The sequence below is a fragment of the Paenibacillus sp. SN-8-1 genome, from assembly GCF_050995535.1.
Lineage (GTDB): Bacteria > Bacillota > Bacilli > Paenibacillales > Paenibacillaceae > Fontibacillus.
Map to the genome: position 1 here is coordinate 4255603 of NZ_CP194782.1, position 23561 is coordinate 4279163.

The window sequence follows — 23561 nt, forward strand, 5'->3', positions numbered from 1 at the left end:
TAGGGGCTGTCCCTTTGTTATACAATTTTAAATACTATGCTTCTTAGAGCTTATCCTACCAGGCATAGGCCCGTGGCGCCTCGGCTCCCGGTCCCGGGAAGATCTCATCCAGCCTCTTAAGAGTCGCTTCGTCCAGCTTGATCTCTACCGCACGCAGGGCATTATCCAGCTGCTCGGTAGTACGCGGTCCAATAATTGGCGCAGTCAGGGCAGGATTATGCAGGGTCCATGCCAACGCCACATTAGCCTCGGATTCTCCAAGCTCCTTGCATAGAGCAGAGAAGGCCTCGAGCTGCGGACGAAGCGATTCAATTCGTTCCTTCTGGTGGGAGGTCCGGGTTCCTCTATCGGACTTCAGCGCGCTTCCGCCAAGCATCCCGCCATCCAGCGGGCTCCAGGCAATAACTCCGATTCCGAGGTGCTCCGCAGCAGGAAGAACCTCAAGTTCAGGCAGCCGGCACAGCAGGCTGTACTTATGCTGCTCGGAGACTAAGCCGAGGAGATGGCGTGACCTTGCAGCGCTCTGTGCCAGAGCAAGATCCCATCCGGCAAAGTTACTGGAGCCGACATAACCGATTTTCCCTTGGTGTGCCGCTAATTCGAAGGCTCCCCATAGCTCTTCCCAGCTGACGCCGCGATCTACGTGGTGCATTTGATACAGCTCGATATGATCTGTCTGAAGCCTGCGCAAAGAGCCTTCAAGGTGACGGCGGATTTTATAAGCTGACAGCCCCGCCTCATTGTTAGGGCCATCCGTGTTGTCACTCATCTCACCGTATACCTTAGTTCCCAGGATTACTTTCTCACGGCGGCCTCCGCCCTGCTTGAACCAGCGGCCAATGATTTCCTCAGTGCGCCCAGCATTCTCACCCCAGCCATATATATTGGCCGTATCAAAGAAATTAATCCCGGCCTCAAGAGCCATATCCATAATACGAAAAGCATCCTTCTCGTTCGTCTCCACGCCAAAGTTCATTGTGCCGAGGCATAGACGGCTTACCTTCATCCCACTTCTTCCCAGACTCCGAAATTCCATACTCTATACCACTCCTTCAGGTTAGTAGATCATACATGTCTTATTATATAGAGCTCCAGAACCGTATACAAAAATTGATATATCGTTTACATTTCGTTGCTGAACTGAACTAAACTAGTCCGCAATTGTTACACCTGCTTCTGCTCCTGCTCCATGTACACAAGCTCGGCCCCTGTTGCGAACCCAGCTTCCATCAGGACCTTAGCTAACCCCGCATGGCTCGCCCGAAGATTGATGATCACTTTCTTGGCATTCCCTTTACCCGGATCGAACACCTGACCTAGCATATACTTGTAAATTTGCTCGCTGCTAGCCTGATCCGGCTTAACTTCGCACTGGTACAGCGCGATTGAAGTGAGCCTGCCTTGTGGATCATAGCCCTGTCTGTATATGGCGTAGCCTACCGGTTCACCGCCAAGATAGACGATCAGGGATTGGCCGCCCTTCGCACTCTGCCACTGAGCCTGCCAGGCTGCTCTACTATTATAGAACGGCAGCCTGGATGCCTCGATCGGCATATCCATCATCGTAACCAAGGTGGAGTCTATGCCGGGTTCCGTCTCCAAATGGACAGGGTCGCTGCAGCTCATATGCAGAAGCTTATCCTTGATGACGTAACCGAACCTTTCATACAGCTTAATGGCCCCCTCGTTCTGGACAAAAGCCTCCAGCGTCGCCAGGTGTACTCCAGCCTCAAGGTATGCCTTCATACTCTCTTCCATCAGAAGCTTGCCGAGACCTTGCCCCCGGTACTCCGGAGCAATCCCGATCCCTCCATTCCAACCAGTTACCTGACCTTCAGCAGAACGAATCCCATTGAGGTTAATGCCAATTGGTTTATCTCCGTCCAGCATGATGTTAGATAAATCCAGCAGCAGGTCTTCATTCGTTAGCCTGGCTACGAAAGCCTGCAGTGGCATGGATAAATCCACATAATACCCCTCAAATCCTCTCGCCCAAGCCTCCAGAGCCATCTTCATCGGCACCTCATGCAGTCTCTTCATTGTCACCATACTCTCACCTCATAAGCAAAATAGTAGATTGGTAGATTGATAGTTTGGGAACTTGGTTGGTTCTTAGAATCAGCTTACCGCACCGCTTCTCAAAATTCCAATTCGTCTCATCACGTTCATTGGACCAGGTTCTATCAGATTGACGGATGATGTAAAGTGGCTATATAGTAGGAAAAGGTTTTTGGTAATTGGAATATCCTAACGATTAGGAGCGATCCTTAAATGAAATCTCGTCCATTACAAATTTTCTTGTCACGTCCCGCTCTAGTGCCTGCTCTTCTGTTCGTGCTAGCCTTTGCCCTACGCCTGCTCTATGTCTTCGTAACCAGTACCCAGAGCTTCCTTGAAGGAGATGCCGGGCGTTATTTCGCTATGGTGGAACAGATGCTCTCCGATCATATTTATGGGTATGGCAGTGAGGAATCCAATGCCCGTGTGACCCCGGGCTTTCCTTTATTCGCCTATTCCATCTACTCGGTATTCCCATTCACGCCGAACGTCTTCAGATGGGTGCATATTCTGATCGGTGCAGCCACCGTCTTTCCGGTGTGTTCTTACGTAAGCTCGGTCTCACGCCCCCTGCTTGGCTGGGCGGCTGGATTATTCGTGGCTGTATATCCACCACTTATCTATATGACCGACCTCTTCCTGACGGAGACGCTATTTATCTTCCTGCTCGCTCTATTCTTCGCCAGCTGGCAGTGGATGATGAACAAGCCTTCAGTCTGGTCAGTCATCCTGAATGCAGCGGTGCTCAGCTGGGCTATTCTAACCCGCCCAGGGATGCTGCCGGTGCTCATGATTGCGGTGCTGTTCCTGCTGTTCAGCAAGCCCACTTGGCGCATACTCATTCCTTATCTATTAACCGTGGGCGCCTGCTTCCTCCCATGGGTCGTCAGGAACTGGATCGTACTGGACGAGTTCACTCTACTCGCTTCTGACAGCGGCAATGCCCTGTTGTCCGGTGCCTACCCGTTCTTCCAGGAGAACCCGAACTACAAAGAAATGTACAGCCTCAGAATGAGTCAGACACAGTATGGCGTAAGGGTAATCTTGAAAGGATTTAAGGAGAACTTTCTGGAGTATCTGAGCTGGTTCTCCTTCGGCAAGCTATATTATACGTTCAAGTCTATGTGGGTTAGCAGCACCATGAATTTTCCGAAGCTCTATATGTACGGTGGGGTCCTGCTCCACTATCTGACCTTACTGCTCTCCCTGATCTCGGTTCCTTATCTGCTCATCAAGAAGAACTTTCTTGCCTTTGCATTCACAGCGATGCTGCTCTTCCAGTTACTCTTTATCCCGACTGCACGTTACGGAACACCTTTTATGCTCTTGATGGCGATGCTGGTCTGCTCCGCAGGGTATACGTTATGGATCAGCCGGAAGCAGAATTACAAGCTGCCTGCCGGACCTACAGGAGAACCCTTACACTAAATTCATAAAGAGACAGTCTCCACTACAAAGAAAAAGTCTCCGTGCCACGTTCATTGTGGACGGAGACTTTTTAGCATATCACTACAAACCCATAGAGACTCCAATACGATATCAGTCCCTCTTAAGCAGTCATAACAAAAAACATCCCTTAACCAATTGGTTAAGGGATGTTCGTATCTGTAATAAAATATTACAGTTTTACAACGTTCTCAGCTTGTGGTCCACGGTTGCCTTGAACAACGTTGAACTCAACGCGTTGGCCTTCGTCCAAAGTTTTGAATCCTTCGCCAGTGATTGCGGAGAAGTGTACGAATACATCGTCGCCACCTTCAACTTCGATGAAACCGAAACCTTTGTCTGCGTTAAACCATTTAACTGTACCTTGTTGTGCCATGTGTATTACCTCCAATAATTTATTTAACATGTTTCTTTTTATTCTTTAAAATAAAAAATTCACACATTGTAAAAGGTTCATGCTCTTGTATGATAACCCTTTACAATGTGTAAATGAGGTTAATGCGCTCAAGTAACCTCATTATAGCTTATCCATTTTTAAAAAGCAAATAGGCACAAAAATAAAATTTTCAGCTCGGATCTACCTGTACATCAGCTTGTTTACCGCTTACATGGATTCCTGACTTCGGTGTCCCAAGCGGCTTCAAATCACGGAGCAGCTCCTCCAGAAGTGCCTTGGCCGCAGCTCCCTCCTTACTCGAGACCTTGACCACAAGCTGAACGGAGTCGCCTGACTTCAAGATGCGCTCGGCCTGCTGCTTCTTCGTCTCGTAATCATGCTCCTCAATCCGGGGAGTTAGTCGAATCTCCTTAACCTTCGAGGGTTGGTTCTTCTTGCGCTCCTGTCCGGCCGCCTGCTTCGCCGCACCTGCCGAGATCAGCTGGCATGGAGGCGGGCTGCTCATCATTGAAGTGCAGACCAGATCCACCTTGAGCCGCTTGGCCAGCGCGAGTGCTTCAGTCGTCGGCATGATCCCGAGGTCCTCGCCATTCACACCGGTGAGCTGAACTTCGGAGGCCTTTATTTTACTATTCATAATCATTGTTATACTACCCGGCCTTTCGCTATAATATACGTTACTTAATATCAAAAGGAGCTATCCCCATTATGAGCCGTAAAGAGATTGAAGAGCAAATTATACAGAACTATCAGCGTGACGAACAGATGATGATCCTGATATTCGCACAGTGGTGTGTAAATCACGGACTTGACCCTGCTGAGTTGTATGGGCGGGCTTACCCGCAGCAGACGGCCAACGCCGCGCTGCAGCAGGGGATTGAACTCACAGTCCCAAAGGAAGAAGCCGGCGAAATTCCACATGACACCTTGCTTAGTGTTCTGTCCTTATACGGGAACGAAGACCTCGCTTTTGTTGTTACAGAAGAGATTGAGAAGCTGCGCAAGAAGAATAAGAATTAAGTATAAGCGCTATCTATAACGCCTTGCGCACACTCAAAATATACTTGGCCTGATCGAGGGGATTCACTCCCCGCCGAGGCCGCTCAGCCTTAATATCCGCTGGACATTCCTCATAACCATTGAAGAAAGTCACAATCGTGCCTCGGCCTTTCGTGAGTGAGCTTAAGGCTACCGGGTATTCGAGCGATTCCGCCAGCGGCACCCGGCCTTCAATCGTCATCCGGTCACCGCGAAGCTCAGGCGCACCGAATTCGGCGCGCATCTGCACAAGATCGTTCATGACACGCCCGCCGAATTCCTCGGGGACGACGATTCGGAACTGAAGAATAGGCTCCAGCAGCCGGGTCCCTGCCGCTGCAAGCCCGTTCATCAGCCCCATCGGTGTAGCTACGGCGAAGTCCAGCGGGTGCGTATGCCAGACATGGTGCTGACCTTCCACCAGCGTAATCTTGAGGTCAGTCACTTCCCAGCCATATAGCCCCTGCTGGAGTGCTTCGGGCACCCGGCGGGCAACTTCCATTCTGGTATTGCGGGAGCAGATCCTCGGTACGGACAACCGACGAGTACTTAAGACCACTCCCCCGCTCTCCCGGCTCAATAAGAAACCGAAGAATCGCCCAGCAAGGCTTAGGCATCGTGTAAGCGATATATCCCTCTGCCGTCTGTATGGGCGTTTCTTTGTAGATCACAGAGGGCTGGCTGAAGGTTACGCTCAGCCCATATCTGGAGCTCAACAGGCTCGTCAGCATCTCCAGCTGAATCGGGCCCATAATCTTCACGTGCAGTTCCCGCTCATCCTGCAGCCACTGCACATCAAGGAGCGGGTCTTCATCCGACAGCTCCTGAAGTGCCTGTACCACTCCCCTGTAGTCCTGTTCATTCTCCCACTGAGCTTGAACCGTGAGGAGCGGCACTGCAAGCCGTGCTTCCTCCGGAATTGCCTCAGGGCTCCCCAGGATATCTCCAATCCGCACTTCGGTTAAGCCGCAGACTGCGGCGATATCCCCGGCTTCCAGCAGCCCCACATCCTCGGAACGGCCGCCCTCCACCCTTCGGATCTGGGTGATCTTCTCCTGAGTCTGCCGGGTATGGTTGCGGATCACATCGCGGTTTTGCATAGCCCCCTCGTACAGCCTGACGAAAGCCATCCTCCCCATCGTCTTATCCCGCTCAATCTTGAACACGATCCCAGATATCGGGGCTTCTGGATCCCCTCCAGGCGCCGGCAAGTAATCTGTAATCGCATTCATCAATGCGTGGATGCCAATCCCCCGAGAAGAGGCGCCGAATAGTACCGGATAAGCGGTCCCGCTTCGGCTAATTCTCTCCGCTTCCGATTTCCACCGGGCAAGTGGAAGGCTGTCCCCGTTAAAATAATGTTCAAGCAGTCTCTCATCATGGTCGGCCACCGACTCAATCAGATTCTGCTGAGCTTCTTGATCAGCCTCGCTTAGCCACAGGTCATCTACGCCGCTAAATGCTTGCTCATATCCAACCGGAGACTGCACGAGCAGCAGATTACGCGAGAGATACTGGCGAATGCCATCCAGAACACGGTTCGAATCCGCACCAATTCGGTCCATCTTGTTCACATACAGAACAGTCGGAATATTCAGCCTGCGGAGCGCATTCCATATCAATTCGGTCTGGGCCTGCACCCCTTCTACAGCCGAAATAATGAGCACCGCACCATCCATCACGCGCAGGGAACGCTCGACTTCGGATAAGAAATCGACATGTCCGGGTGTATCAATCAGATTAACCCGAACTCCTCCCCATTCATAAGAAGTCGTTGCTGCCCGTACCGAGATCCCCCGTTCCTTCTCGATATCCAGCCAGTCCGTCACGGCTGTGCCTGAATCCACACTGCCGAGACTGCGGATACGTCCGCTCTCGAACAGAATATGCTCAGTCGTTGTTGTCTTGCCTGCATCCACATGGGCGAAGATGCCCACATTTCGCCGATTCACGGATGAATTGCTCATCGAATATTCCTCTTAATCCCTGTCTACCAGGTACTTGTTCGTCATATAATGGGCATCGCCTTTGTTCGTCTTCACCAGCGGCTTCTTCTTGTCCAGGAATACGATCTCCTTGCATTTCGTACAGTACCATTTGGTCCGGTAATAAGGAGATTCCGTTGTATACGTCGTACCGCATTTACAGTCGATATGAATCCATACCGAATTCTTCTTGAATTCCTCTGAAAGTCTGTTGTAGACGACTTCCTGCTGCTTGGGAAGGACCACTTCCCGGTAGCTGGAGAATACATTCTGCACCTTGAAATCCGCCACCAATTCAGGATTTAGTCCGAAGAATTCTTTGCCAATCTCAGTTACAAACTTGGTATTGCTTCTATAACTGTCCAGCCACTCACCGATTTGAGCAGCGGAGAGAGGAACCGTTCCTTTAACGCCGCTATTGAGTGTATACGTCATTATATGTAAATTGTCATCTTGTTTGCCAGAATACATGATCATACCTCCTATATGGATTGAACAAAACACCCCTCATTTTTGATTCATTCCATATGACTATTACACATTAATGTACCACTAAGTACAGCCTAAACAAAGCCCGTAGACGTTGGAAAAATCATACTGCTGCGTTTCTGAATTTCTTTAATATAGGGATGATCGGTCAAAAAAAGGACTACAGTCCCAAAACAACAAAAAAAGAAGAACACGCGGGCGTGCTCTTCTTCTTGAAGAGATAAACAATGGATTAATAAGCCAGGGCAAAAAGGCCATGGATATGGGACAAGTAACGGATGTTACTTGCTTCTTTCATCAAGGAAGCCGGAGTTCCTTTCAGGCGGGTCTGGTTAGCACCCAGCATCGCGATGCCGTCTTTACGACCAAGGCTTCCAAGCGTACCGGAGAATACAGGGTTGAACGCTTCAAATGGAGCGCCTTTGATCATAGCAGACAGGTTGTAACCGATGGTTTCGCCCATTTGCCATGCCAGCTGAGCTGTCGGCGGATAAGGACGCGCGCCTTCGCTTGGAATGACAACCGCGCTGTCCCCAGCGATGAATACATCTTTGTGGGAAGTCGATTGCAGAGATTCGGTAACGGATGCACGGCCGCGGTTAACTTCGATGCCACAGTTAGCAACAACGGAGTTCCCTTGAACGCCGCCTGTCCATACCAGTGTAGAAGTTTCGATTGAACGTCCATCTTTTAGAATTACGGATGTCGGCTTCATTTCTGTAATTGGCACGCCAGTTACGAACTGAACACCGCGCTTCTCAAGACTAGTTGTCGCACGTTCCACAAGCTCTGGCGGGAATCCTGCCAGAATCGAAGGACCTGCTTCAACACAGTACAAGGACACTTCATTGAAATCGATACCTTTTTGACGGCAGATCTCAGGAAGCTCATCCGCGAATTCACCAACAAGCTCAACACCTGTCAGGCCGCCGCCACCAATTACGAATGTAGCATCCGCTTTGTTCTTGGACTGCTTGTATGCGTTAAGTCTTTCTTCCACGTGAGCGCGAACCCGGTTCGCATCATCCACAGATTTCAAAGTGAAGCTGTACTCCTGAAGTCCAGGAATTCCGAAGAAAGCAGTCTCACTGCCCAGTGCGATAACAAGCGCATCGTATCTGAGGGTATTTCCATTGCCAAGAACAACTTGCTTGTCATCCGGCTTAATAGTTTGAACTGTATCGATCACCAAATTCACATTTTTGCCTTTAAGCAGCTTCTCAAGCGGAAGTGCTACTGCTTTCTCATGAAGATTGCCTGCAGCAAGGCGGTGAAGTTCAGTAATAATCTGGTGTGTAGGGTAACGGTTAACTACGGTAATGTTCGCTTCATTCGCATCAAGATACTTACGTGCAGTCAATGCGCTTAGCAATCCGCCGTAGCCGCCGCCCAAAATCAAAATTTGCTTCGACATATCCATCCTCCGTTCTGAATTGTGTTAGTTTAGATTAACGTTGTCCTTTTTGACGATCGTTCAACGTGTCCAGGAAAGCCTGGGTGAAACGAAGCGATTTTTGCACATTCGGATCTTTAAGAATTTTGAGCAGACCAAATACGCCGATGGTTGAAGTATCGGCTTGTGCGCGCTCATTAGCTTCGATTGCTGCAGCTGCAACTCCCTTAACTTTACCCACTACCGGAGTAGCGAATTCTGCGAACCCGTGTTTCAAGTCGTTAACGAACACTGGATCCTTGGCAATGCTTTGTGCGAAGTCATAAGCTGTAGTAAGAGCGCCCATCATTTCGGTGAGCTTAGGCAGCTGGTCTACCAGCACCAATAGGGATTGCTGTACCTCCGGCTTCATCAGCTGATCCAGCAATTCTCTGCCAGCTTCAGGAGATACCGCTTGAGCAGCAACTGCCTCCTCAGCAGCAGATGTCTCTTGTTGATTAGAAGTTTGTGACATTTGGAACTTCCTCCTTTACATTGAATTATACAGCGTGAATTTTGGAACAAGAATCAGGTTACCTGTCCTAGGTTCACTCTGTATAGTAGTCCGTTATTTACGTAATACCTGCGAAAGACCTTACTTTCCCAAAGGTCAGTTGATTGACCTATATAAGGGAAGGGACCATTTCTTAACGTTTCCGAAAAATTGAACAGGCCGAAACGGAACTCTATACTTCTATATTACACCACTTGTCAAAGAACTGAAAAAGAAATTTCACGATATTTTAAATATCGCAATGAAAATTGGCGTAGACATGCTACAATTTGTTCATAATGTGCATGATACATGTGGAAAAATCAATTCAAGGAGGCGTTACAATTTTATGAAACAAGAGGCTATACTCCGCCTTCTTTTTGCCATTGTACTGTTCACGCTTGTCCCGTTTCTGTATGAATACCGACTGGTTGCATCCCTGTTCACTGTAATGGGCATTTATTTCGTTGTTACAGGGGCCTCCAAATTCACCAAGAAACGCCCAAAATAAAAATTGCACCCTGTATATTTACCCGGTACTTTATGTTTCCCTGAACCCTGCAAGGTATGCGTGTACCGCACACATTTTGATCAAAAAATAAACGGCCCTCTCTTCTCAGAGCAGGGCCGCTGGTGCTGTCTAGTTATAGGCGTATGCCTCTTCCAGCGTATCCATAAATATTCCGGTATAGGAGATCGACTGGGCCAGCTTCTGCATTTGATTCTTGGCAATGACGGAAGATGGATTGATCATCAGAATATTCTTGAATCCGTTGGACATATATAGCTTGAAGCAGCCCTCAAGCACGGGCAGCATGTCCTGCTTGGATACAGACAGATCTGTGGAATCAATGATCAGATTGTATTCGGATGGATGGATGGAATTCACATTCTCCTCATATTCCTTCAGGAACGCTTCGGCCTCATCAGGCTTCATAAAGCCCCCTACTGTAATAACCAGTGCCTTCTCGGCTTGCTTCTTCTCAAATTTAAACATGATGTTTCTCCTTCATAACAAGATATAGTCTATATGTTAAAATTCATATAAAAGTGCGGACATGGTGTAACCGATTCCTACCGAGCAGAAGACAACCTTGTCTCCAGGTAAGATTTTGCCGGCTTCAAGCGCTTCCTCCAGCGCAAAGATCGGGCTCGTTACCCCGGTATAACCGTATTTTTCTCCGACAAATGTATATTTGTCCAGCCCCGCATTCATCTTCACCAGCGTCTCCTCGATCTCCGGACGGGAGAACTGGGAGAATAGCCAGTGGTTGACACCCGCGGCATCCAATCCGTTTCGTTCCAGCATGACCGAGATCATATCTCTCCACTCATCAGAGAAATAGCTGACGTCATGAGGAATGAAGCGAAGTCTCTTATCCGATTCCTGAACTCCTTCACTGAACATCTTGGACAGGCCGACAGCCGGGAAAGTTACCGTATCCCCAAGCTTGGAGTCCGTCTTATAGTTCGCGTCCAGAAAGCCTCCCGGAAGCTCCTGCTTCTCCAAGATGACCGCTGCCGCTCCATCCGAGAAATTCGGATAGACTACGGTATCGTCCTTACGGGCAATATTGCTGACATGCACACTGCCTACAATGAGCGCACGCTTGATGAACCGGTTCCCCGAAAGGTACTGTCGTACCTGATCCATGGCTGTGAGCATACCGATGCAGTTCGTATTAAGATCATAGACAATGTGGGCATTGACCGCCCCAATCTCTCTATGAATCAACAAGGCGTTGCTTGGGTAGGTGTATTCAGGTGTGTCAGATACGAATACCACCATGTCCAGCTCTTCCGCACCTACCTTCGATTCAGTAAGCAGCTTCTTCGCTGCGGCTATCCCCATAGTTAGTGAATTCTCATCCTCGGTGCTTACCAGATATCTGGTCTTTCTCCCAAGATGATTCATGAGACCTTCCGATTCCAGGCCCATCTTGTTAAAATGCTCGACGAAATAAGCATTGTCATAGGCCGTAGGTGGATGGTAGGTTGCAATTCCTTTGATGTGAACCTGCTGCACGTGATTGACCTCCTTTTATAGCAGGTCTCTCCTATTGAAGCCAGACAAAAGGCCTACTCCTAAGAGTAGACCTGAGGTAATAAACCTAGTATTCATCCTCCTGCTGGTAACCGGCTGTCTTAGCGTATGCCTTAGACCCGTGGCTTTGCGTCCTTGCCTTTCAGCAAGTTTGCCTTTTTCAAGTTAGAGAGTTTTCGACCTGTTTCGCCATTCTATTATAGTTCGAACTTCCTGCATTGTAAATAATACCCTAGTAATTTTCATAAAATTTCCCTAGACTTTCTAACCCTAATCCGCTTCCTATCCAGGAAAGTGTAAAAGCCCATGTGTTCAGGGTATTATTATAGATGTGAACTAATGAATAGACTGGAGTGATTCAAGATGGAACTTACCGGGAAGAATGCCCTGATTACAGGTGCGGGAAAAGGGATCGGACGAGCAGTAGCCATCGCGTTGGCTAAAGAAGGCGTGAATCTTGGCCTGATTGCCAGAACCGAATCGGATCTGAAAGACCTCGCCCAGGAGCTGCGGAGCCAGTATGGAATCAAGGTCAGCATCGCCCCTGCGGATATCTCCAATTCTGCCGAGGCAGAAGCTTCCGCAGCCAAAATCAAGCAGGAGCTTGGATCCGTGGATATCCTGATCAACAATGCGGGGATCGCCAAGTTCGGAACCCTGCTGGAGATGGATCCGGAGGAGTGGAAGAGAATCCTGGATGTGAACGTGATGGGGACTTATAACGTCACCCGTGCGGTTCTGCCTGATCTGGTTGCCCAAAACAGCGGCGATATCATCAACGTGGCCTCTACCGCGGGTGAGCGCGGCTTCGCGACAGGCTCAGCTTACTGTGCCTCCAAATTCGCCCTCATGGGCATGACCGAGTCGCTGGCACAGGAGGTTCGCAAGCACAACATCCGCGTCACCGCCCTGACGCCGAGCACGGTCAACACCGACCTGGCCTCGAATGCCGGACTCAAGATCGGCGATGAAGACCGGATGATGCAGCCTGAGGATGTGGCAGATCTCGTTCTCGCCGCGCTGAAGCTCCCTGCCCGCGTCTTCCTGAAGACTGCCGGGATTTGGACGACTAATCCGCAATAAAAATTGATCTGGTTCTACCTAATAGAACTGTGAAATATTCGGTTGTCTCATTGTCAATGCTAACACCGTGTAGTAATATGGGTATAAAGATAACAGACGTAAGATACTATGAAATAAGGGACCGGTGGCGACCAGTCCCCTGTACAACAACTTGAGTGGGGTTACTCCTCCACAGTTAAGAAGTTATAAGCGGAAGAAGTGACCTGCACGGTTTGCCGACCTGGAGCAGGTTACTTCTTTTTTCGTTCGATGTATGTCAGCAGCGCGATAATAAACGCAGCAAACCCAATGACATCTGCAAAAGAGAAGTTCATACGCCTCACCTCCTTTCCAGAGGAAGACGCACCCACTCAAGGCGTGTTGTACACGCCTATTATATCAGACCGTTCCTTTTTATGGATACGGTCTTTGTTTGTGTCTCCTGCTTATATAGATGACTTCTTAAGCGGTCATGCCTATTTCTGAACCGTCAGCGGAATTCTTTTCGACCAACTAAGGCCCCCTGAATCCTGCATATAAGTCATTACGATAAAAGTATTGTCCGGACTCGCCAGAGGCGCATCTTTCGGAGTGAAATACATGGGTGTAATCGGATAGCTGGCCTTCAAGTAGGCAAAGCCCATGGCTTTCTTAATTAAATCCCACTGACCAGCAAATCCGGTTTTCTCCACCTCCTTCTTAACAAGGGCCAGACTCGCTGAGCTGCTGCCGATAGAAAAGTCATCTGGATTGCCAGATACATGCACTCCTGATCTAAGTGGGGAATAGGCAAAAATCGGATATACTCTGATCGTGTAATTATCGTTAGCCAGCGGGGTTTTCTTTTCATTATCAATTTTCATCTGGATAACCTGTTTGTAGAACGTCTCGGTTGGTATATCGGTGTCGGGCAGCTTCGAGTTGGGATCTACATTTTGGAGATAAGCTTGAACCACAATATCATCTGGTTGTATATACAATACCGATCTGCTTCTGGTTAACCATACAGATGTAAAGATAAGTACGACTAATAGAACAACAGTACCACTAAAAACTTCTCTTTTATGGATCAAAATAACCTCCCTCTTTATCAAGAAAGCTCAACATGAATCTGTATCCAACATTAGGATATGATTACATTATACTACTTATTAAGAGGTAGCCCCGCATGCCGAATGGCTTGGCACAGGAGGTTCATAAATGCAACATTCACATTACCGCCCTAATGCCGGACTCAAGACTGGCGATGAAGACCGAATGATCCAGCTTAAGGATGTGGCGGAGTTCGTTCTCGCCGCACCTAAGCTTACCTGCCCGTGTCTTAGTATAGACTGCGGATTGGACAAAGAATCCGCTGCAAAGAACAAAAGAGCCGCTGATCAGCGGCTCTTAACTAAGAGGTCATATTATAGCCAAAAGCTATTCTTGACGTGAACCCGTCATTTATTATCTTGAGCCAATTCCCCAATAATCTTTCTATTTCCAATATGAGTGGCAAATGGAGTGAAGACCACTAAAGCAATGGCCATAATAATCCCGCTCACAAGGATAATAGATTGGAAATCATATCTCACTCCGTCAATTAGACCAACAATGTAGGTTAACAATAGGCCGGTTGTAATGCCAAGAATAAGGCCGCTAATCAGATATAGGTATACCTGTGTCAAAATGACTTTAATTAGCCCCTGCTTACTTAGAGATAAGGCGCGTAATATTGCGAACTCCTTCCTCCGGGTGTGAATGTTATTGATTAACGAATTTATCACGCCCAATATAACACTGAGCATCACAATGACCATTACAGCAATAAAGAGGAACCATCTTTGCTGAAACATCTGTTTTGACTCTTGTAAGGCATCTTCAAAGGTATGGACTTTAAATTCAGGATAAAGCTTTTTTAAAGTGTTAATTTTAGGAGTAATTTCAGATAGTTGATGTGCTCCTATAAAAACTCTGTCTATCTTCATATAGGGGAAGTGAAATTTTGAATTCTTCCAATCAATATAAATTTCAGCATAAGTACCAGGAAGCTTATCCGTAATATACTCAACGGTTAGTTTACCTACGGGAATGTTCTCCCCACTCCCGATAGGATATAGAGCGGCATTAAGCTGATCGCCTCTTTCAATGCCTAGTGTATCTGCGAGCTTTCTCGTAATAACGATACCATTATCTGCATGATCCATTTCGTCTTTAACAAGACCTTGCTTCTTCATCTCATCAAGGTCTACCAGACTATAACCAGAAGCATAATTGTTGGTCTTATTCGTACTTAATACAACCGAATTCTCATTGCTTACTAAACTTGCATTCTCGCTGTCGAACAAGCGGTGAAGCTCATTTCGAATTTCTGAGGCTGCCTGATTGGAATCCGTCGAACGATTAGTAAGGACTACATTCGTTACATATTGATCTCTTAAATACTGATCATTATTCAGCTCCAACGTCTTTAGCAACGATGATCCAAAAATGTTAATAATCATCATGGCGCCTATGGCTAACGTAATAAACGTATTCTTGCGTATTTGAGGAATGACATTCTTAACAGCAACATAAGACGAATTTCCTAGTACCTTCTTGAATAATGGGAGAAGTTTGGTAAGTATTGCTCTCATATAAATCGGATACAAAATAAAAATTCCAAAAACTACAAACAGTGCGCCCAATAATAAATCTAAAGCTCTCGTACCATATGAGCTTGTTAGACCAAGCACGATCGAACATAGAGATAAGACAACTAATGAATAACCAATAACTTTACGTAATTTCTGGTTAGAGAAGTCGATCTTCTCGCTTTCTTGCATCATCCTTACTGGTAGAATCCTTCCATATCGGTAACATGGGACTAACAATAAAGTTTGAAGCAGCACCATGCAGCACAAAGTTATGGTCACTGTTTGAAATAACGGAAATTGTACTACCGATATCTTAATTGAGAATAAAGAAGCAGCATATTTCATCAACAACTGATAACTCGCTACAGCAGAAAGGAATCCAAAAGCTGTTCCACATATATTAATAATGACGCTTTGCTGCAGAACGATATCGAATATTTGCCTTGTTGTCGCCCCTAGCGATCGCATAATGGCGAATTGATTTTTATACTTGTAGAAAAGCACCTCAAAGTTCGAGATGATAAATAAAGATGTGACAACGAGCAAAAAGATGGACAGGATGATCATAAAGTAATTTAATTGACTTAAATTTTGCTTCAGCGCTTCATTTTCTTCTGCGACATCTACTCTTAAATCTTTATCTATAAGGCGGATATTCTCAGCAAGGGAATACACATTGTTATTTCCTGCTTTACTAAGCAAAATGTAGGTTGCAAAAGTATTCTTGGTATCCGGCCTGCGTTCAAGCATATCGGTTAGGGTAGTATGCGGGAGGATGAATAGATCAGGCATTACTCCAACGCCATCTAAATCTTCAATAATCTCTTTAACTACGAACTGTCGATTTTCAATAGAAATGACACTACCCGCTCTAACTTTTAACGTCTCAGCCAATGATTTATTTAGAATGACTTGGCTATTGCTTATATTTTCATGAAAATGATATCTGCTTTTAGCTAGCTCGTCATTCCCTACGCCTACTGTGTAGATATCTGCGTTTAAATGTTCGATAGGCAGCCGAGAAATTAATACTGGTGATGCCTCTTTCACTCCGGCTTGCGAGGAGATAGTATCGTATAGCGACTTATCTATTACTTTTATTTTGCCAGTATCATAGCCAACAGACATGTCCATATTCCCATATATTTGCTTAAACTCTTGATTGACCGAAGCTTTAGCGTTATAAGAAAAGAGAGTCATAATAACAACTAAATAAATGGACAATGCGATACCGATAATGGAAGTTACCGTAATGAATTTATTATATTTGAAGAAACGAACATTCAGCCCTTTCATTGAACTTAACATCGGGTCATCTCCATCATATTTTTGAATTTCGTTAATATCACTTCGACATCCAAATGATGATGTTCGCAAACATACTCGTCAACGATTTGCCCATCATGAAAAAAAATAACTCTATCCGCATAGGTAGCCACCCTTGGATCATGCGTAACGAGTATGATGCTTTGATTTAATTTCCGCTTCATTTCTACTAGGACATCTAAAATTTCCGAAGATGTATTGAAATCCAAGTTTCCAGTTGGTTCGTCCGCTAGAACAATAGGCGGAGATGAGATGATGGCTCTAGCTATAGCAACACGCTGCTGCTGTCCGCCTGAGAGCTGTATTGGCCGATGCGATCTCCATTGGGTCAAGCCTACAAGCTCTAATACCTCGGCTGTCTTACCGATGATTTCGTCTTTCTCGATCCCCTTAAGGATCAACGGCAAGCTTACGTTCTCTTCGACATTTAAATCTTTGAGCAGGTGATACGATTGGAACACAAACCCAACATAATCGCCGCGGTATTGCGAAGCGTAAGGTTCTGTGAACATATTGTTCATTTCTTCACCAAGCAGTCTAATCTTCCCTTGAGTGGGTTCATCTAAAGCACCTAAAATATTCAGCAATGTACTTTTACCAGAGCCGCTTGTTCCCATAATGGCGAGGAATTCGCCTTGACGTAATTGAAATGATACATTTTTCAAGGCATGAGTTTCGTGTTCAATGTTTTTATAAGTTTTAGATAGGTTCTCAACAGATAAGACGATGTTATGATTAGTCAAATAACTTCCTCCCATTCAACGATTTAGCACAATTAATACATAATATACCATTTTAGGGAAAAGAGTTGAACTTGGGATTATGGTGGGGCACTTATCAAAAGCTATTAAAACACTCTATGGCTAATTCTGCACCAAAGAAGGATTAAAAAAACAAGAAAACGTAATTATGAACCCGACGCAATTGGCTGGTCAGTCTAGTAACATCAATTTAGAGGGATCGTCTTCGACCAACTAAGATTTCCTGAACGTTGAATATAAGTCACTACGACAAATGTGTTGTATGTATCTGGCATATGTTCATCCTTGGGAATAAAAAATTTTGATGTAATCGGATATTTATCCTTCAAGTATGAAAAGCCAACTTGATGGCTAATTAAATCCCGTTGTTCAGCAAATCCTGCCTTTTCCACTTCTCTCTTAACAAGGGCCTGACTTACTGAATCGATGCCGAGGGAAAAGTCATCGTAACTGGCATTTTCAAACGTCCATGATGTAAGTGGATCGTATGCAAAAACCGGATATATTCTGATCGTATAATCATATGGGTTAAATGAGGGCGATTTCTTTTTATTATCAATTTTCATCTCTATATATTTGGAGTAGTAATTCGGGATGGGAACTTTGGTGGTGGGTTTAACGTCGTTCAGATAAGCTTGAACCACAATATCATCTGGATGAATATGCAGTGTAGGCTTGGGTCTAGTTAACCATGCATAGGTAGAGATAAGCACAACTATTAAAACAACACCAATTAAGACCCTTTTATGGTTCATAATATCCCTCCCTTATTAAGCATTTAAAAATAATTCCCCCTCCAAAATTAGGATATAATTTCATTATACAACTTATTAAGGGTTGGACTTCCAGTAACTTACTTAGAAAAATTAAATAACCTTAGTCCGGTAGAAGACCGAACTAAGGCTGCATCGTGCGATGCTTGTTTAACTATCTGCTTAACGGGAGCCGCTTCAATCGGCTACGCTCTTTCACGGTCGCTTACGCCCGCGATAAATTTAATGCAGTACAGTGCACACAGTCCAACAATCACATATACCAGCCTGGATATCCCGCTATCCGCTCCTCCAAAGATCGCAGCAACCAGGTCGTATTTGAACAAGCCTACAAGAAGCCAGTTGAGTCCGCCGACGATGAGCAGGACAAGAGCAACTACATCTAATGTTTTCATATTCTAACCCCCTATCCTGTTCTATTTGCACAGCAGGTATCTTCACGCATTATCTTTACCCTACAGAGACTTTCTTAAACGTATTCAATACCTATACGGGAAGGAGCAATAACCATGAATAACCTAAAAGCAGTCCCCTATCAGTTCAGTGACGACGGGATCATTCCCAACCACCCGGATCTACCTGTCCTTGTTTATCCCGAAGCCTTTAAGAATAACCCCCATGAGACCGAGGCCATCTTCAATTCCCATGGCTGGCTGAACAGCTGGACGAACGGCGTATTCGATTATCACCACTACCACAGCAACTGCCACGAAGTGCTGGGGGTTATCCGCGGGACTGCTCTGGTACAGCTCGGCGGCGAACAAGAGGAACAGGTGCAGCTGAATACCGGGGATGTCGTCCTGCTTCCAGCCGGAACCGGGCACAAGAGGTTATCCGCAAGCCCAGACTTTCAGATTGTCGGTGCTTATCCAGGCGGCATGGAGTATAACACGCGCAGAGGAACACAAGAGGATCGGCAGAAGGCGCTGGCCGAGATTCCCAAGGTGCCGATTCCGGATACGGACCCTGTCTATGGCAAAGTTGGGCCTGTGCACAGGCTGTGGGGGAGAGGAACCCATCGGGGTTAAACCACTTGTCCGTGAGGAATACTTGACCGGCGCATGCAGATATTCAGAGGTAAGCATAGGAAGGGTTGGTCCAATTCCATTGTGCCAAGGAACGGCTTCTTTTGCAGTTTGGTGAGTCATTCCGCCGTAGCCAGCGGAGAGAAGAACGATTGCGGACAAGCGACAGCGCTCGCCTTTGTGTTCGGATATCTTCCGCTGATCGATCATTCAGGATATCCGAACACAATAAGCGATGGGAGCAACGTTCTTCTCGGAGCCGTTCGAACGCGAGCCGAACTCTTACCACATGAATATCACACAAGACAGGGCCGCCCCTTTTGGGACGACCCTGTTTATATTCGCTTTCTTAAGGGACAAACTGCTGAACGATCTTGATCACTTGACCATCTTTAATCGTAATGTGATAAGGAAATTCTCTTATATCCATAAGTTTGGTATTACGGTAGATAGACTGGAATTTCTTGAGCGAGACATGCTCATTCCACTTGAGGTCAATGTCCTCCACTTTACCAGTACGGTCATAAATCTGCATCATAACCTTCGCGCTCGCTGCTACCGGATAGCTGACCGTGCGCTTGCTGTCATTGGTAATGTAGTAGCCATCCGGGGCTCCCCCAATCTCCTTGTACGCCTTGGGCTCGCGCTCCTTGAATTTAATATCTGCGTCCTTACCCATATACCAGCCGATCGGATCTACGGTAATACGCACCTTGCCATCCACACTTTTCATTTGCTTAATGTATACGGTCCTCGTCTGCGTCTTGACTGCATCCTTGGTCACTGCTCCTGCTGCTGATGCTGTACCGGACGTACTAAATACGGTAAATACGGCTAAGCTGAGTAAAGTAAATATTAATGCTGCTGATCTCTTCACCATGCATCCCTGCCTGTTTCTTATTGGTATACCATTCAATAACCAATTCTGCGCTCTTCAAACGCCTGATCGATCTTATCTTTAATTATATATGTGTGAATCCGGAAATGAATCACAATATCGTTACAGAGAAACGCCTGATTTGTCATAAGTATATGGAATGAACTAAATAAGTTCAATTTATATAACAGATAGCCTCCCTAACAAAAAATCCGCCTAACGCGGCGGATTTGTAATGATTACGGTAATACTTTGGTCCAGCTCCTCATCCCAGTCCATGAAGCATTCTGCGATGGTCCGGCCCAAGGAACTGCTGATCTGACTGCTGCCTGTTATGTAACCTTTCTCGAGTCGCCTTTTCACATCCCGCAAAATCTCTCCACGCTCCAGCCGGATCAATTCCTTCTCCAGCTCACCGAGGACACCTCTGCGAAGGACTAACAGTGTTCTCGGGTTAATCTCGTAGGAGGAAATCTCAAGCGGCTCCTTCTGCACGCGTCCGCTGATCCGTACCATTTCACGCTCGGTCTCTGACTTCCCAGGGTATTCCTTGGGCTGCGGTTCATTTAGGCCTATCACTTCAGGGAAGATGGCAACCAGCATTCCGTTCTTGCTGCCGAATTCCCAATCATAATGAAGCTTCTCCGGCTCTATGCCGAGGACAAGTTTAAGATAGCTCGTAATCTCGGGTATGACCCGCTGCATAATCTGGTCTCTTATTTGACGGATAATGGGTTCATGATTCTGTTCCAGCAATACACGCTCTGAATTGATCAGGAAGTTTCTCAAGTAAATCGTGGTGAACTTATGACTTATAGAGACGACAACGGATTCAGGTCCTTTGCCGAAGTGCTCTCTAAATACTTTCCCTGTAAAGCTTGCGATTAGCTGACAAAGCTGCTGAGATTGTAATTGGTCCATTAACAACTGACTCGCCTTAGCTTTGCTCAACCAGGCTGTGCTATGTTCCAGGCTTCCTGCTTAAAAGCCGCAGCGAGTCATTCTATCCCTCCCTTAGCAAACATAAAAAGACCTAACATCCCTGTTCATAGAGAAGTTAGGCCATGAAATTGACTTTTATCCTAAGATAGATTCATTCATTTACCTGACACTATAAAGTTCACACTCTGTTAATGAGACTCTGTCCGTCAATCCAAGAACAACGAGCATTAGGGTTAGCCTCGGAAATCACTAACTTATACACGTAGTCCCAACCATCATAGCACATTTTGCCGAGAAGAAACACATCAATAAGAACTATTTTAGTCCCATATGTTCTAGCGTACCGCCGCTTTGTGAAGTGAGTATTCATTCAGGGTCATCTGCAGTCCGTCCACGATGGTATGAACGGGTTCCCAATCCAGCAGCGTTCTCGCCTTATCATTGCTCAGCAGGCTATGAACAATGTCTCCCTCTCTGGCCGCCTGATAGTCTGGAGCTATATGTAGGTTGTTCAGATCGCTCAGGATCTCGAACAATTCACGAATCGTCAGCGGCTTCCCACTGCTGATATTCATCACCTGTCTGGACCCACGCCAAAGGGCGGCTACATTGGCTGCAGCCACATCTTTTACAAAAATGAAGTCTCTGGAATGCTCTCCGTCCCCATAAATGGCAGGACGCTCACCCCCCAGCATCCGGTCTACAAAGGAAGCGACTACCGCTCCTTCTCCCTTCACCGTCTGACCGGGGCCATACACGTTAGCATATCTTAGAATGGCATAATCGAGCCCATACTGACGGGAAAAGGACTCAATATATTTCTCCGTGGCGAGCTTAGAGAGTCCATAAAAGGAGAGAGGGTCTACTTCATGATTCTCATCAATAGGGAGATAGAGGGGATTACCGTAGACTGCTGCTGAAGAAGAAAAGACAATTTTGCGGACATGATAATCCACGCACTGCTTTAGCAGATTGACTGTACCCAGAATGTTAATCTGTGCATCCAGGTATGGATTGTGCAGGGAGCGCTGTACGCTGATCTGACCAGCCAAGTGAATAACGGCATCTGGCCGCTCCGTACTGAAGATCTGAGAGAGATTTCCCGAGCCGATATCTGTCTGATAGAAGGTAACTCTCTCGTCAAAGTATGACTTCGTCCCGTCCTCCAAATAATCGATTACGATGACCTGATGGTTCTGTTCCAGCAATTGCTCAACCGTATGCTTTCCGATAAACCCCGCTCCGCCTGTTACTGCGATCTTCATTAAATCTACTCTCCCATTCTTATAGGTACATGAACATGAAATGAGCGAAGCCTCGCAGCTCTCTCTTTCATGTGAGTCGATTCAATGTATGAATACAGCAATGAAAATATGACTTTTTTATTTCATGCTATATATTTCTTTCATTTGCGTTAAATCGGGAATCCAGTAGTATAGGTCTTTCTTAACCAAAGGATCATAAAGTTTATCACTATGTCCGGGAATTTGATAGTATTTCATATCCTTTGTCTTCATCCCCTTGGCCAGCAGGGATAAGCTCAAAATATCGCTGTCGTTCAGATTCGTATCCACAATGTCCTCTCTCACCTGCTTGATGAGAGCCGGAAGATTCGCAAGATTCCCCGGCTGCAGCAGCGTTCGCAGGACGCTCTTTAGCACAAGAGCCTGATTCTGTTGACGGCCCTGGTCGCCTTCCGCAAGCGAATGGCGCTCCTGTACAAGCTTTAGTGTCAAATCCCCATTAAGCCGCTGCTCGCCCGCAGGCAGCGTCAGGTGGGCATAGGTCAGCTTCACGGGAGCGGGAAGCGTGATATCGAGTCCACCAAGAGTATCAATGAAATGCTCGAATCCGACGAAATTGGTCTTCACATAATAATTGATCGAACAGCTGCACAAATTGCTGACGGCCTGGAGCGAGGCTTTCGTTCCCTCATGATTGCCGCCGTGAAGCTCTCCGAGCAGATGGGCATGGTTAATCTTCGTGTATCCCACTCCCGGCAGCTTAACCCGCGTATCCCGAGGAATAGAGACAAGACTAACCTTGCCCTCATCAATGTTAACCTTCGCCAGCATCATTACATCTGTCCGGGAATCCTCACTACCCCTGGCGTCAATGCCCAGGATCAGAATATTAAGATTCGTGTGTTCCAGGGCCGGCTTCTCCGTTGCATTCATCCGAGAATGCTCCGCGGAGGCAGCAGCTGCCGTTGTTCCGGTGCCTGCAGCGGCCGCGCTACGGCTGCCCGCTCCCGCATTTGAGTCCGGGTCCGGAGCAGCCAGCACGGGAATCTCCGCATGACGGAAATGCTGCGCAGGCTGAAGAGACCAGTAGAAGGCATAACCACCCAGGGCTGTGCAGAGCAGGAGCCCGGCTATCAGCACATATACTCTGCGTCTTCTCATCTTTCGCCCTTACCTCCTTCTTCCTAAAACAAGCGGTATTCATGGACCGGAAGCAAGCCTATTCGGCCTTGATTGGTTTTCCAAGGCGGACTAGGCCGGACTTGCTGGTTTTGCTGGTTTTGCTGGTTTTACTGGGTTTGCTGGAGCTGCTGGTTGTTCTTGTTGTTCCTGTTGTTCTTGTTGTTCTTGTTGTTCTTGTTGTTCTTGCTGTTCTTCTTGTTCCTCTAGCTCTTTCTAGCTCTTTCTAGCTCTTTCTAGCTCTTCTAGCTCTTCTGGCTCCTCTGGCTCTTCTGGCTTTTTTGGCTCTTCTGGCTCTTTTGGCTCTTCTGGCTCTTGCTGTTCGTCGGATTCTTCTGGTTCAGCCTGACAGCCTGCGCCCATATATACAAAGAG

The 23561-nt window shown here is 46.8% G+C and carries 28 protein-coding genes and 1 riboswitch; of the genes, 7 read left to right on the top strand and 21 right to left on the bottom strand.

The features are described from left to right. Positions 1 to 55: 55 nt before the first annotated feature. Both ACRRNK_RS20820 and ACRRNK_RS20825 read right to left on the bottom strand, forming a co-directional pair. Positions 56 to 1036, bottom strand: a complete 981-nt coding sequence (locus ACRRNK_RS20820) for an aldo/keto reductase (protein WP_433944499.1) — start codon at positions 1034 to 1036, stop codon at positions 56 to 58. Between the two features lie 128 nt (positions 1037 to 1164). Further along, complete coding sequence (locus ACRRNK_RS20825; RefSeq protein WP_433944500.1) at positions 1165 to 2049, bottom strand: GNAT family N-acetyltransferase; 885 nt, start codon at positions 2047 to 2049, stop codon at positions 1165 to 1167. Between the two features lie 222 nt (positions 2050 to 2271). Between ACRRNK_RS20825 and ACRRNK_RS20830 the strand changes: the two genes are divergently transcribed. Beyond that, positions 2272 to 3486: a hypothetical protein gene (locus ACRRNK_RS20830; protein ID WP_433944501.1), complete on the top strand. Its 1215-nt coding sequence runs from the start codon at positions 2272 to 2274 to the stop codon at positions 3484 to 3486. A 190-nt stretch (positions 3487 to 3676) separates the two neighbouring features. Here ACRRNK_RS20830 and ACRRNK_RS20835 read toward each other — a convergent pair whose 3' ends face one another. Together ACRRNK_RS20835 and infC are read right to left on the bottom strand one after the other, a co-directional pair. Beyond that, positions 3677 to 3880, bottom strand: a complete 204-nt coding sequence (locus tag ACRRNK_RS20835) for a cold-shock protein (protein WP_068620988.1) — start codon at positions 3878 to 3880, stop codon at positions 3677 to 3679. 190 nt (positions 3881 to 4070) lie between these two features. After that, positions 4071 to 4544: a translation initiation factor IF-3 gene (gene infC / locus ACRRNK_RS20840; protein ID WP_433944502.1), complete on the bottom strand. Its 474-nt coding sequence runs from the start codon at positions 4542 to 4544 to the stop codon at positions 4071 to 4073. A gap of 65 nt (positions 4545 to 4609) precedes the next feature. Here infC and ACRRNK_RS20845 point away from each other — a divergent pair, with 65 nt between their 5' ends. Then, positions 4610 to 4921, top strand: coding sequence for a hypothetical protein (locus tag ACRRNK_RS20845; protein ID WP_433944503.1), 312 nt, complete (start codon positions 4610 to 4612; stop codon positions 4919 to 4921). Positions 4922 to 4934: 13 nt separating this feature from the next. Here the strand turns inward: ACRRNK_RS20845 and ACRRNK_RS20850 are convergent, their stop codons facing one another. The 5 genes from ACRRNK_RS20850 to ACRRNK_RS20870 all read right to left on the bottom strand — a co-directional run bounded on the left by ACRRNK_RS20850 (position 4935) and on the right by ACRRNK_RS20870 (position 9320). Further along, the gene (locus ACRRNK_RS20850) at positions 4935 to 5423 is read right to left on the bottom strand and encodes a hypothetical protein (protein WP_433944504.1); all 489 of its coding nucleotides are present in this window, start codon (positions 5421 to 5423) and stop codon (positions 4935 to 4937) included. Then, complete coding sequence (locus ACRRNK_RS20855) at positions 5377 to 6906, bottom strand: GTP-binding protein (protein WP_433944505.1); 1530 nt, start codon at positions 6904 to 6906, stop codon at positions 5377 to 5379. The genes ACRRNK_RS20850 and ACRRNK_RS20855 overlap by 47 nt, the downstream gene beginning before the upstream one ends. 12 nt (positions 6907 to 6918) lie before the next feature. After that, positions 6919 to 7395: a hypothetical protein gene (locus tag ACRRNK_RS20860; RefSeq protein ID WP_433944506.1), complete on the bottom strand. Its 477-nt coding sequence runs from the start codon at positions 7393 to 7395 to the stop codon at positions 6919 to 6921. A gap of 250 nt (positions 7396 to 7645) precedes the next feature. Further along, the gene (locus ACRRNK_RS20865; RefSeq protein ID WP_127198564.1) at positions 7646 to 8827 is read right to left on the bottom strand and encodes an NAD(P)/FAD-dependent oxidoreductase; all 1182 of its coding nucleotides are present in this window, start codon (positions 8825 to 8827) and stop codon (positions 7646 to 7648) included. Positions 8828 to 8861: 34 nt separating this feature from the next. Then, complete coding sequence (locus tag ACRRNK_RS20870) at positions 8862 to 9320, bottom strand: DUF1641 domain-containing protein (protein WP_433944507.1); 459 nt, start codon at positions 9318 to 9320, stop codon at positions 8862 to 8864. A gap of 367 nt (positions 9321 to 9687) precedes the next feature. On the opposite strand from ACRRNK_RS20870, the gene ACRRNK_RS20875 reads away from it, so the two are divergent. Next, complete coding sequence (locus ACRRNK_RS20875) at positions 9688 to 9849, top strand: hypothetical protein (RefSeq protein WP_433944508.1); 162 nt, start codon at positions 9688 to 9690, stop codon at positions 9847 to 9849. Positions 9850 to 9978: 129 nt separating this feature from the next. On the opposite strand, the gene ACRRNK_RS20880 is transcribed toward ACRRNK_RS20875, so the two are convergent. Together ACRRNK_RS20880 and ACRRNK_RS20885 are read right to left on the bottom strand one after the other, a co-directional pair. Next, entirely contained in the window at positions 9979 to 10335 is a 357-nt protein-coding gene (locus tag ACRRNK_RS20880; protein ID WP_433944509.1) for a hypothetical protein, read from the bottom strand. A gap of 36 nt (positions 10336 to 10371) precedes the next feature. Beyond that, entirely contained in the window at positions 10372 to 11364 is a 993-nt protein-coding gene (locus ACRRNK_RS20885) for a ketoacyl-ACP synthase III (RefSeq protein ID WP_433944510.1), read from the bottom strand. 102 nt (positions 11365 to 11466) lie between these two features. After that, positions 11467 to 11548, bottom strand: a riboswitch (cyclic di-GMP riboswitch). A gap of 197 nt (positions 11549 to 11745) precedes the next feature. On the opposite strand from ACRRNK_RS20885, the gene ACRRNK_RS20890 reads away from it, so the two are divergent. Then, positions 11746 to 12465 (top strand): 3-ketoacyl-ACP reductase, encoded by a 720-nt coding sequence (locus tag ACRRNK_RS20890; protein WP_433944511.1) that lies wholly within the window; start codon positions 11746 to 11748, stop codon positions 12463 to 12465. A 455-nt stretch (positions 12466 to 12920) separates the two neighbouring features. Here ACRRNK_RS20890 and ACRRNK_RS20895 read toward each other — a convergent pair whose 3' ends face one another. Beyond that, positions 12921 to 13517: a hypothetical protein gene (locus ACRRNK_RS20895; RefSeq protein ID WP_433944512.1), complete on the bottom strand. Its 597-nt coding sequence runs from the start codon at positions 13515 to 13517 to the stop codon at positions 12921 to 12923. 127 nt (positions 13518 to 13644) lie between these two features. On the opposite strand from ACRRNK_RS20895, the gene ACRRNK_RS20900 reads away from it, so the two are divergent. After that, entirely contained in the window at positions 13645 to 13878 is a 234-nt protein-coding gene (locus ACRRNK_RS20900; RefSeq protein WP_433944513.1) for a hypothetical protein, read from the top strand. A 5-nt stretch (positions 13879 to 13883) separates the two neighbouring features. On the opposite strand, the gene ACRRNK_RS20905 is transcribed toward ACRRNK_RS20900, so the two are convergent. From ACRRNK_RS20905 to ACRRNK_RS20920, 4 genes are all read right to left on the bottom strand, one after another. Next, positions 13884 to 16367, bottom strand: coding sequence for an FtsX-like permease family protein (locus ACRRNK_RS20905; RefSeq protein WP_433944514.1), 2484 nt, complete (start codon positions 16365 to 16367; stop codon positions 13884 to 13886). Beyond that, positions 16361 to 17128 (bottom strand): ABC transporter ATP-binding protein, encoded by a 768-nt coding sequence (locus tag ACRRNK_RS20910; protein WP_433944515.1) that lies wholly within the window; start codon positions 17126 to 17128, stop codon positions 16361 to 16363. Before ACRRNK_RS20910 ends, ACRRNK_RS20905 begins: the two co-directional genes overlap by 7 nt. Before the next feature lie 203 nt (positions 17129 to 17331). Next, positions 17332 to 17901: a hypothetical protein gene (locus tag ACRRNK_RS20915; RefSeq protein ID WP_433944516.1), complete on the bottom strand. Its 570-nt coding sequence runs from the start codon at positions 17899 to 17901 to the stop codon at positions 17332 to 17334. A gap of 203 nt (positions 17902 to 18104) precedes the next feature. After that, the gene (locus ACRRNK_RS20920) at positions 18105 to 18314 is read right to left on the bottom strand and encodes a DUF378 domain-containing protein (protein ID WP_433944517.1); all 210 of its coding nucleotides are present in this window, start codon (positions 18312 to 18314) and stop codon (positions 18105 to 18107) included. A gap of 114 nt (positions 18315 to 18428) precedes the next feature. Between ACRRNK_RS20920 and ACRRNK_RS20925 the strand changes: the two genes are divergently transcribed. Next, positions 18429 to 18947, top strand: coding sequence for a cupin domain-containing protein (locus tag ACRRNK_RS20925; RefSeq protein WP_433944518.1), 519 nt, complete (start codon positions 18429 to 18431; stop codon positions 18945 to 18947). A gap of 346 nt (positions 18948 to 19293) precedes the next feature. Here ACRRNK_RS20925 and ACRRNK_RS20930 read toward each other — a convergent pair whose 3' ends face one another. The 4 genes from ACRRNK_RS20930 to ACRRNK_RS20945 form a co-directional block, all read right to left on the bottom strand. Then, a complete protein-coding gene (locus ACRRNK_RS20930) occupies positions 19294 to 19824 on the bottom strand; it encodes a hypothetical protein (RefSeq protein ID WP_433944519.1) in 531 nt (176 codons plus the stop codon). A gap of 213 nt (positions 19825 to 20037) precedes the next feature. Further along, positions 20038 to 20772, bottom strand: a complete 735-nt coding sequence (locus tag ACRRNK_RS20935) for a Na-translocating system protein MpsC family protein (RefSeq protein WP_433944520.1) — start codon at positions 20770 to 20772, stop codon at positions 20038 to 20040. A 326-nt stretch (positions 20773 to 21098) separates the two neighbouring features. Then, positions 21099 to 22028 (bottom strand): NAD-dependent epimerase/dehydratase family protein, encoded by a 930-nt coding sequence (locus tag ACRRNK_RS20940; RefSeq protein WP_433944521.1) that lies wholly within the window; start codon positions 22026 to 22028, stop codon positions 21099 to 21101. Between the two features lie 117 nt (positions 22029 to 22145). Further along, a complete protein-coding gene (locus ACRRNK_RS20945; protein WP_433944522.1) occupies positions 22146 to 23168 on the bottom strand; it encodes an LCP family protein in 1023 nt (340 codons plus the stop codon). A gap of 41 nt (positions 23169 to 23209) precedes the next feature. Between ACRRNK_RS20945 and ACRRNK_RS20950 the strand changes: the two genes are divergently transcribed. Then, positions 23210 to 23416 (top strand): hypothetical protein, encoded by a 207-nt coding sequence (locus ACRRNK_RS20950; RefSeq protein ID WP_433944523.1) that lies wholly within the window; start codon positions 23210 to 23212, stop codon positions 23414 to 23416. A gap of 15 nt (positions 23417 to 23431) precedes the next feature. Here the strand turns inward: ACRRNK_RS20950 and ACRRNK_RS20955 are convergent, their stop codons facing one another. After that, positions 23432 to 23557 carry a hypothetical protein gene (locus ACRRNK_RS20955; RefSeq protein ID WP_433944524.1) on the bottom strand — a complete coding sequence of 42 codons (126 nt, stop codon included), beginning with the start codon at positions 23555 to 23557 and terminating at the stop codon, positions 23432 to 23434. Positions 23558 to 23561: the final 4 nt, after the last annotated feature.

What these genes read in the sequence shown, in the direction of transcription:
- ACRRNK_RS20855 (WP_433944505.1), bottom strand. Translation starts at nt 6,906, where the DNA reads ATGAGCAATTCATCCGTGAATCGGCGAAATGTGGGCATCTTCGCCCAT.
- ACRRNK_RS20900 (WP_433944513.1), top strand. Translation starts at nt 13,645, where the DNA reads ATGCAACATTCACATTACCGCCCTAATGCCGGACTCAAGACTGGCGAT.
- ACRRNK_RS20870 (WP_433944507.1), bottom strand. Translation starts at nt 9,320, where the DNA reads ATGTCACAAACTTCTAATCAACAAGAGACATCTGCTGCTGAGGAGGCA.
- ACRRNK_RS20905 (WP_433944514.1), bottom strand. Translation starts at nt 16,367, where the DNA reads ATGTTAAGTTCAATGAAAGGGCTGAATGTTCGTTTCTTCAAATATAAT.
- ACRRNK_RS20820 (WP_433944499.1), bottom strand. Translation starts at nt 1,036, where the DNA reads ATGGAATTTCGGAGTCTGGGAAGAAGTGGGATGAAGGTAAGCCGTCTA.
- ACRRNK_RS20945 (WP_433944522.1), bottom strand. Translation starts at nt 23,168, where the DNA reads ATGAGAAGACGCAGAGTATATGTGCTGATAGCCGGGCTCCTGCTCTGC.
- ACRRNK_RS20860 (WP_433944506.1), bottom strand. Translation starts at nt 7,395, where the DNA reads ATGTATTCTGGCAAACAAGATGACAATTTACATATAATGACGTATACA.
- ACRRNK_RS20915 (WP_433944516.1), bottom strand. Translation starts at nt 17,901, where the DNA reads ATGAACCATAAAAGGGTCTTAATTGGTGTTGTTTTAATAGTTGTGCTT.
- ACRRNK_RS20950 (WP_433944523.1), top strand. Translation starts at nt 23,210, where the DNA reads ATGGACCGGAAGCAAGCCTATTCGGCCTTGATTGGTTTTCCAAGGCGG.
- ACRRNK_RS20875 (WP_433944508.1), top strand. Translation starts at nt 9,688, where the DNA reads ATGAAACAAGAGGCTATACTCCGCCTTCTTTTTGCCATTGTACTGTTC.
- ACRRNK_RS20825 (WP_433944500.1), bottom strand. Translation starts at nt 2,049, where the DNA reads ATGGTGACAATGAAGAGACTGCATGAGGTGCCGATGAAGATGGCTCTG.
- ACRRNK_RS20835 (WP_068620988.1), bottom strand. Translation starts at nt 3,880, where the DNA reads ATGGCACAACAAGGTACAGTTAAATGGTTTAACGCAGACAAAGGTTTC.
- ACRRNK_RS20930 (WP_433944519.1), bottom strand. Translation starts at nt 19,824, where the DNA reads ATGGTGAAGAGATCAGCAGCATTAATATTTACTTTACTCAGCTTAGCC.
- ACRRNK_RS20845 (WP_433944503.1), top strand. Translation starts at nt 4,610, where the DNA reads ATGAGCCGTAAAGAGATTGAAGAGCAAATTATACAGAACTATCAGCGT.
- ACRRNK_RS20880 (WP_433944509.1), bottom strand. Translation starts at nt 10,335, where the DNA reads ATGTTTAAATTTGAGAAGAAGCAAGCCGAGAAGGCACTGGTTATTACA.
- ACRRNK_RS20830 (WP_433944501.1), top strand. Translation starts at nt 2,272, where the DNA reads ATGAAATCTCGTCCATTACAAATTTTCTTGTCACGTCCCGCTCTAGTG.
- ACRRNK_RS20920 (WP_433944517.1), bottom strand. Translation starts at nt 18,314, where the DNA reads ATGAAAACATTAGATGTAGTTGCTCTTGTCCTGCTCATCGTCGGCGGA.
- ACRRNK_RS20925 (WP_433944518.1), top strand. Translation starts at nt 18,429, where the DNA reads ATGAATAACCTAAAAGCAGTCCCCTATCAGTTCAGTGACGACGGGATC.
- infC (WP_433944502.1), bottom strand. Translation starts at nt 4,544, where the DNA reads ATGATTATGAATAGTAAAATAAAGGCCTCCGAAGTTCAGCTCACCGGT.
- ACRRNK_RS20865 (WP_127198564.1), bottom strand. Translation starts at nt 8,827, where the DNA reads ATGTCGAAGCAAATTTTGATTTTGGGCGGCGGCTACGGCGGATTGCTA.
- ACRRNK_RS20890 (WP_433944511.1), top strand. Translation starts at nt 11,746, where the DNA reads ATGGAACTTACCGGGAAGAATGCCCTGATTACAGGTGCGGGAAAAGGG.
- ACRRNK_RS20940 (WP_433944521.1), bottom strand. Translation starts at nt 22,028, where the DNA reads ATGAAGATCGCAGTAACAGGCGGAGCGGGGTTTATCGGAAAGCATACG.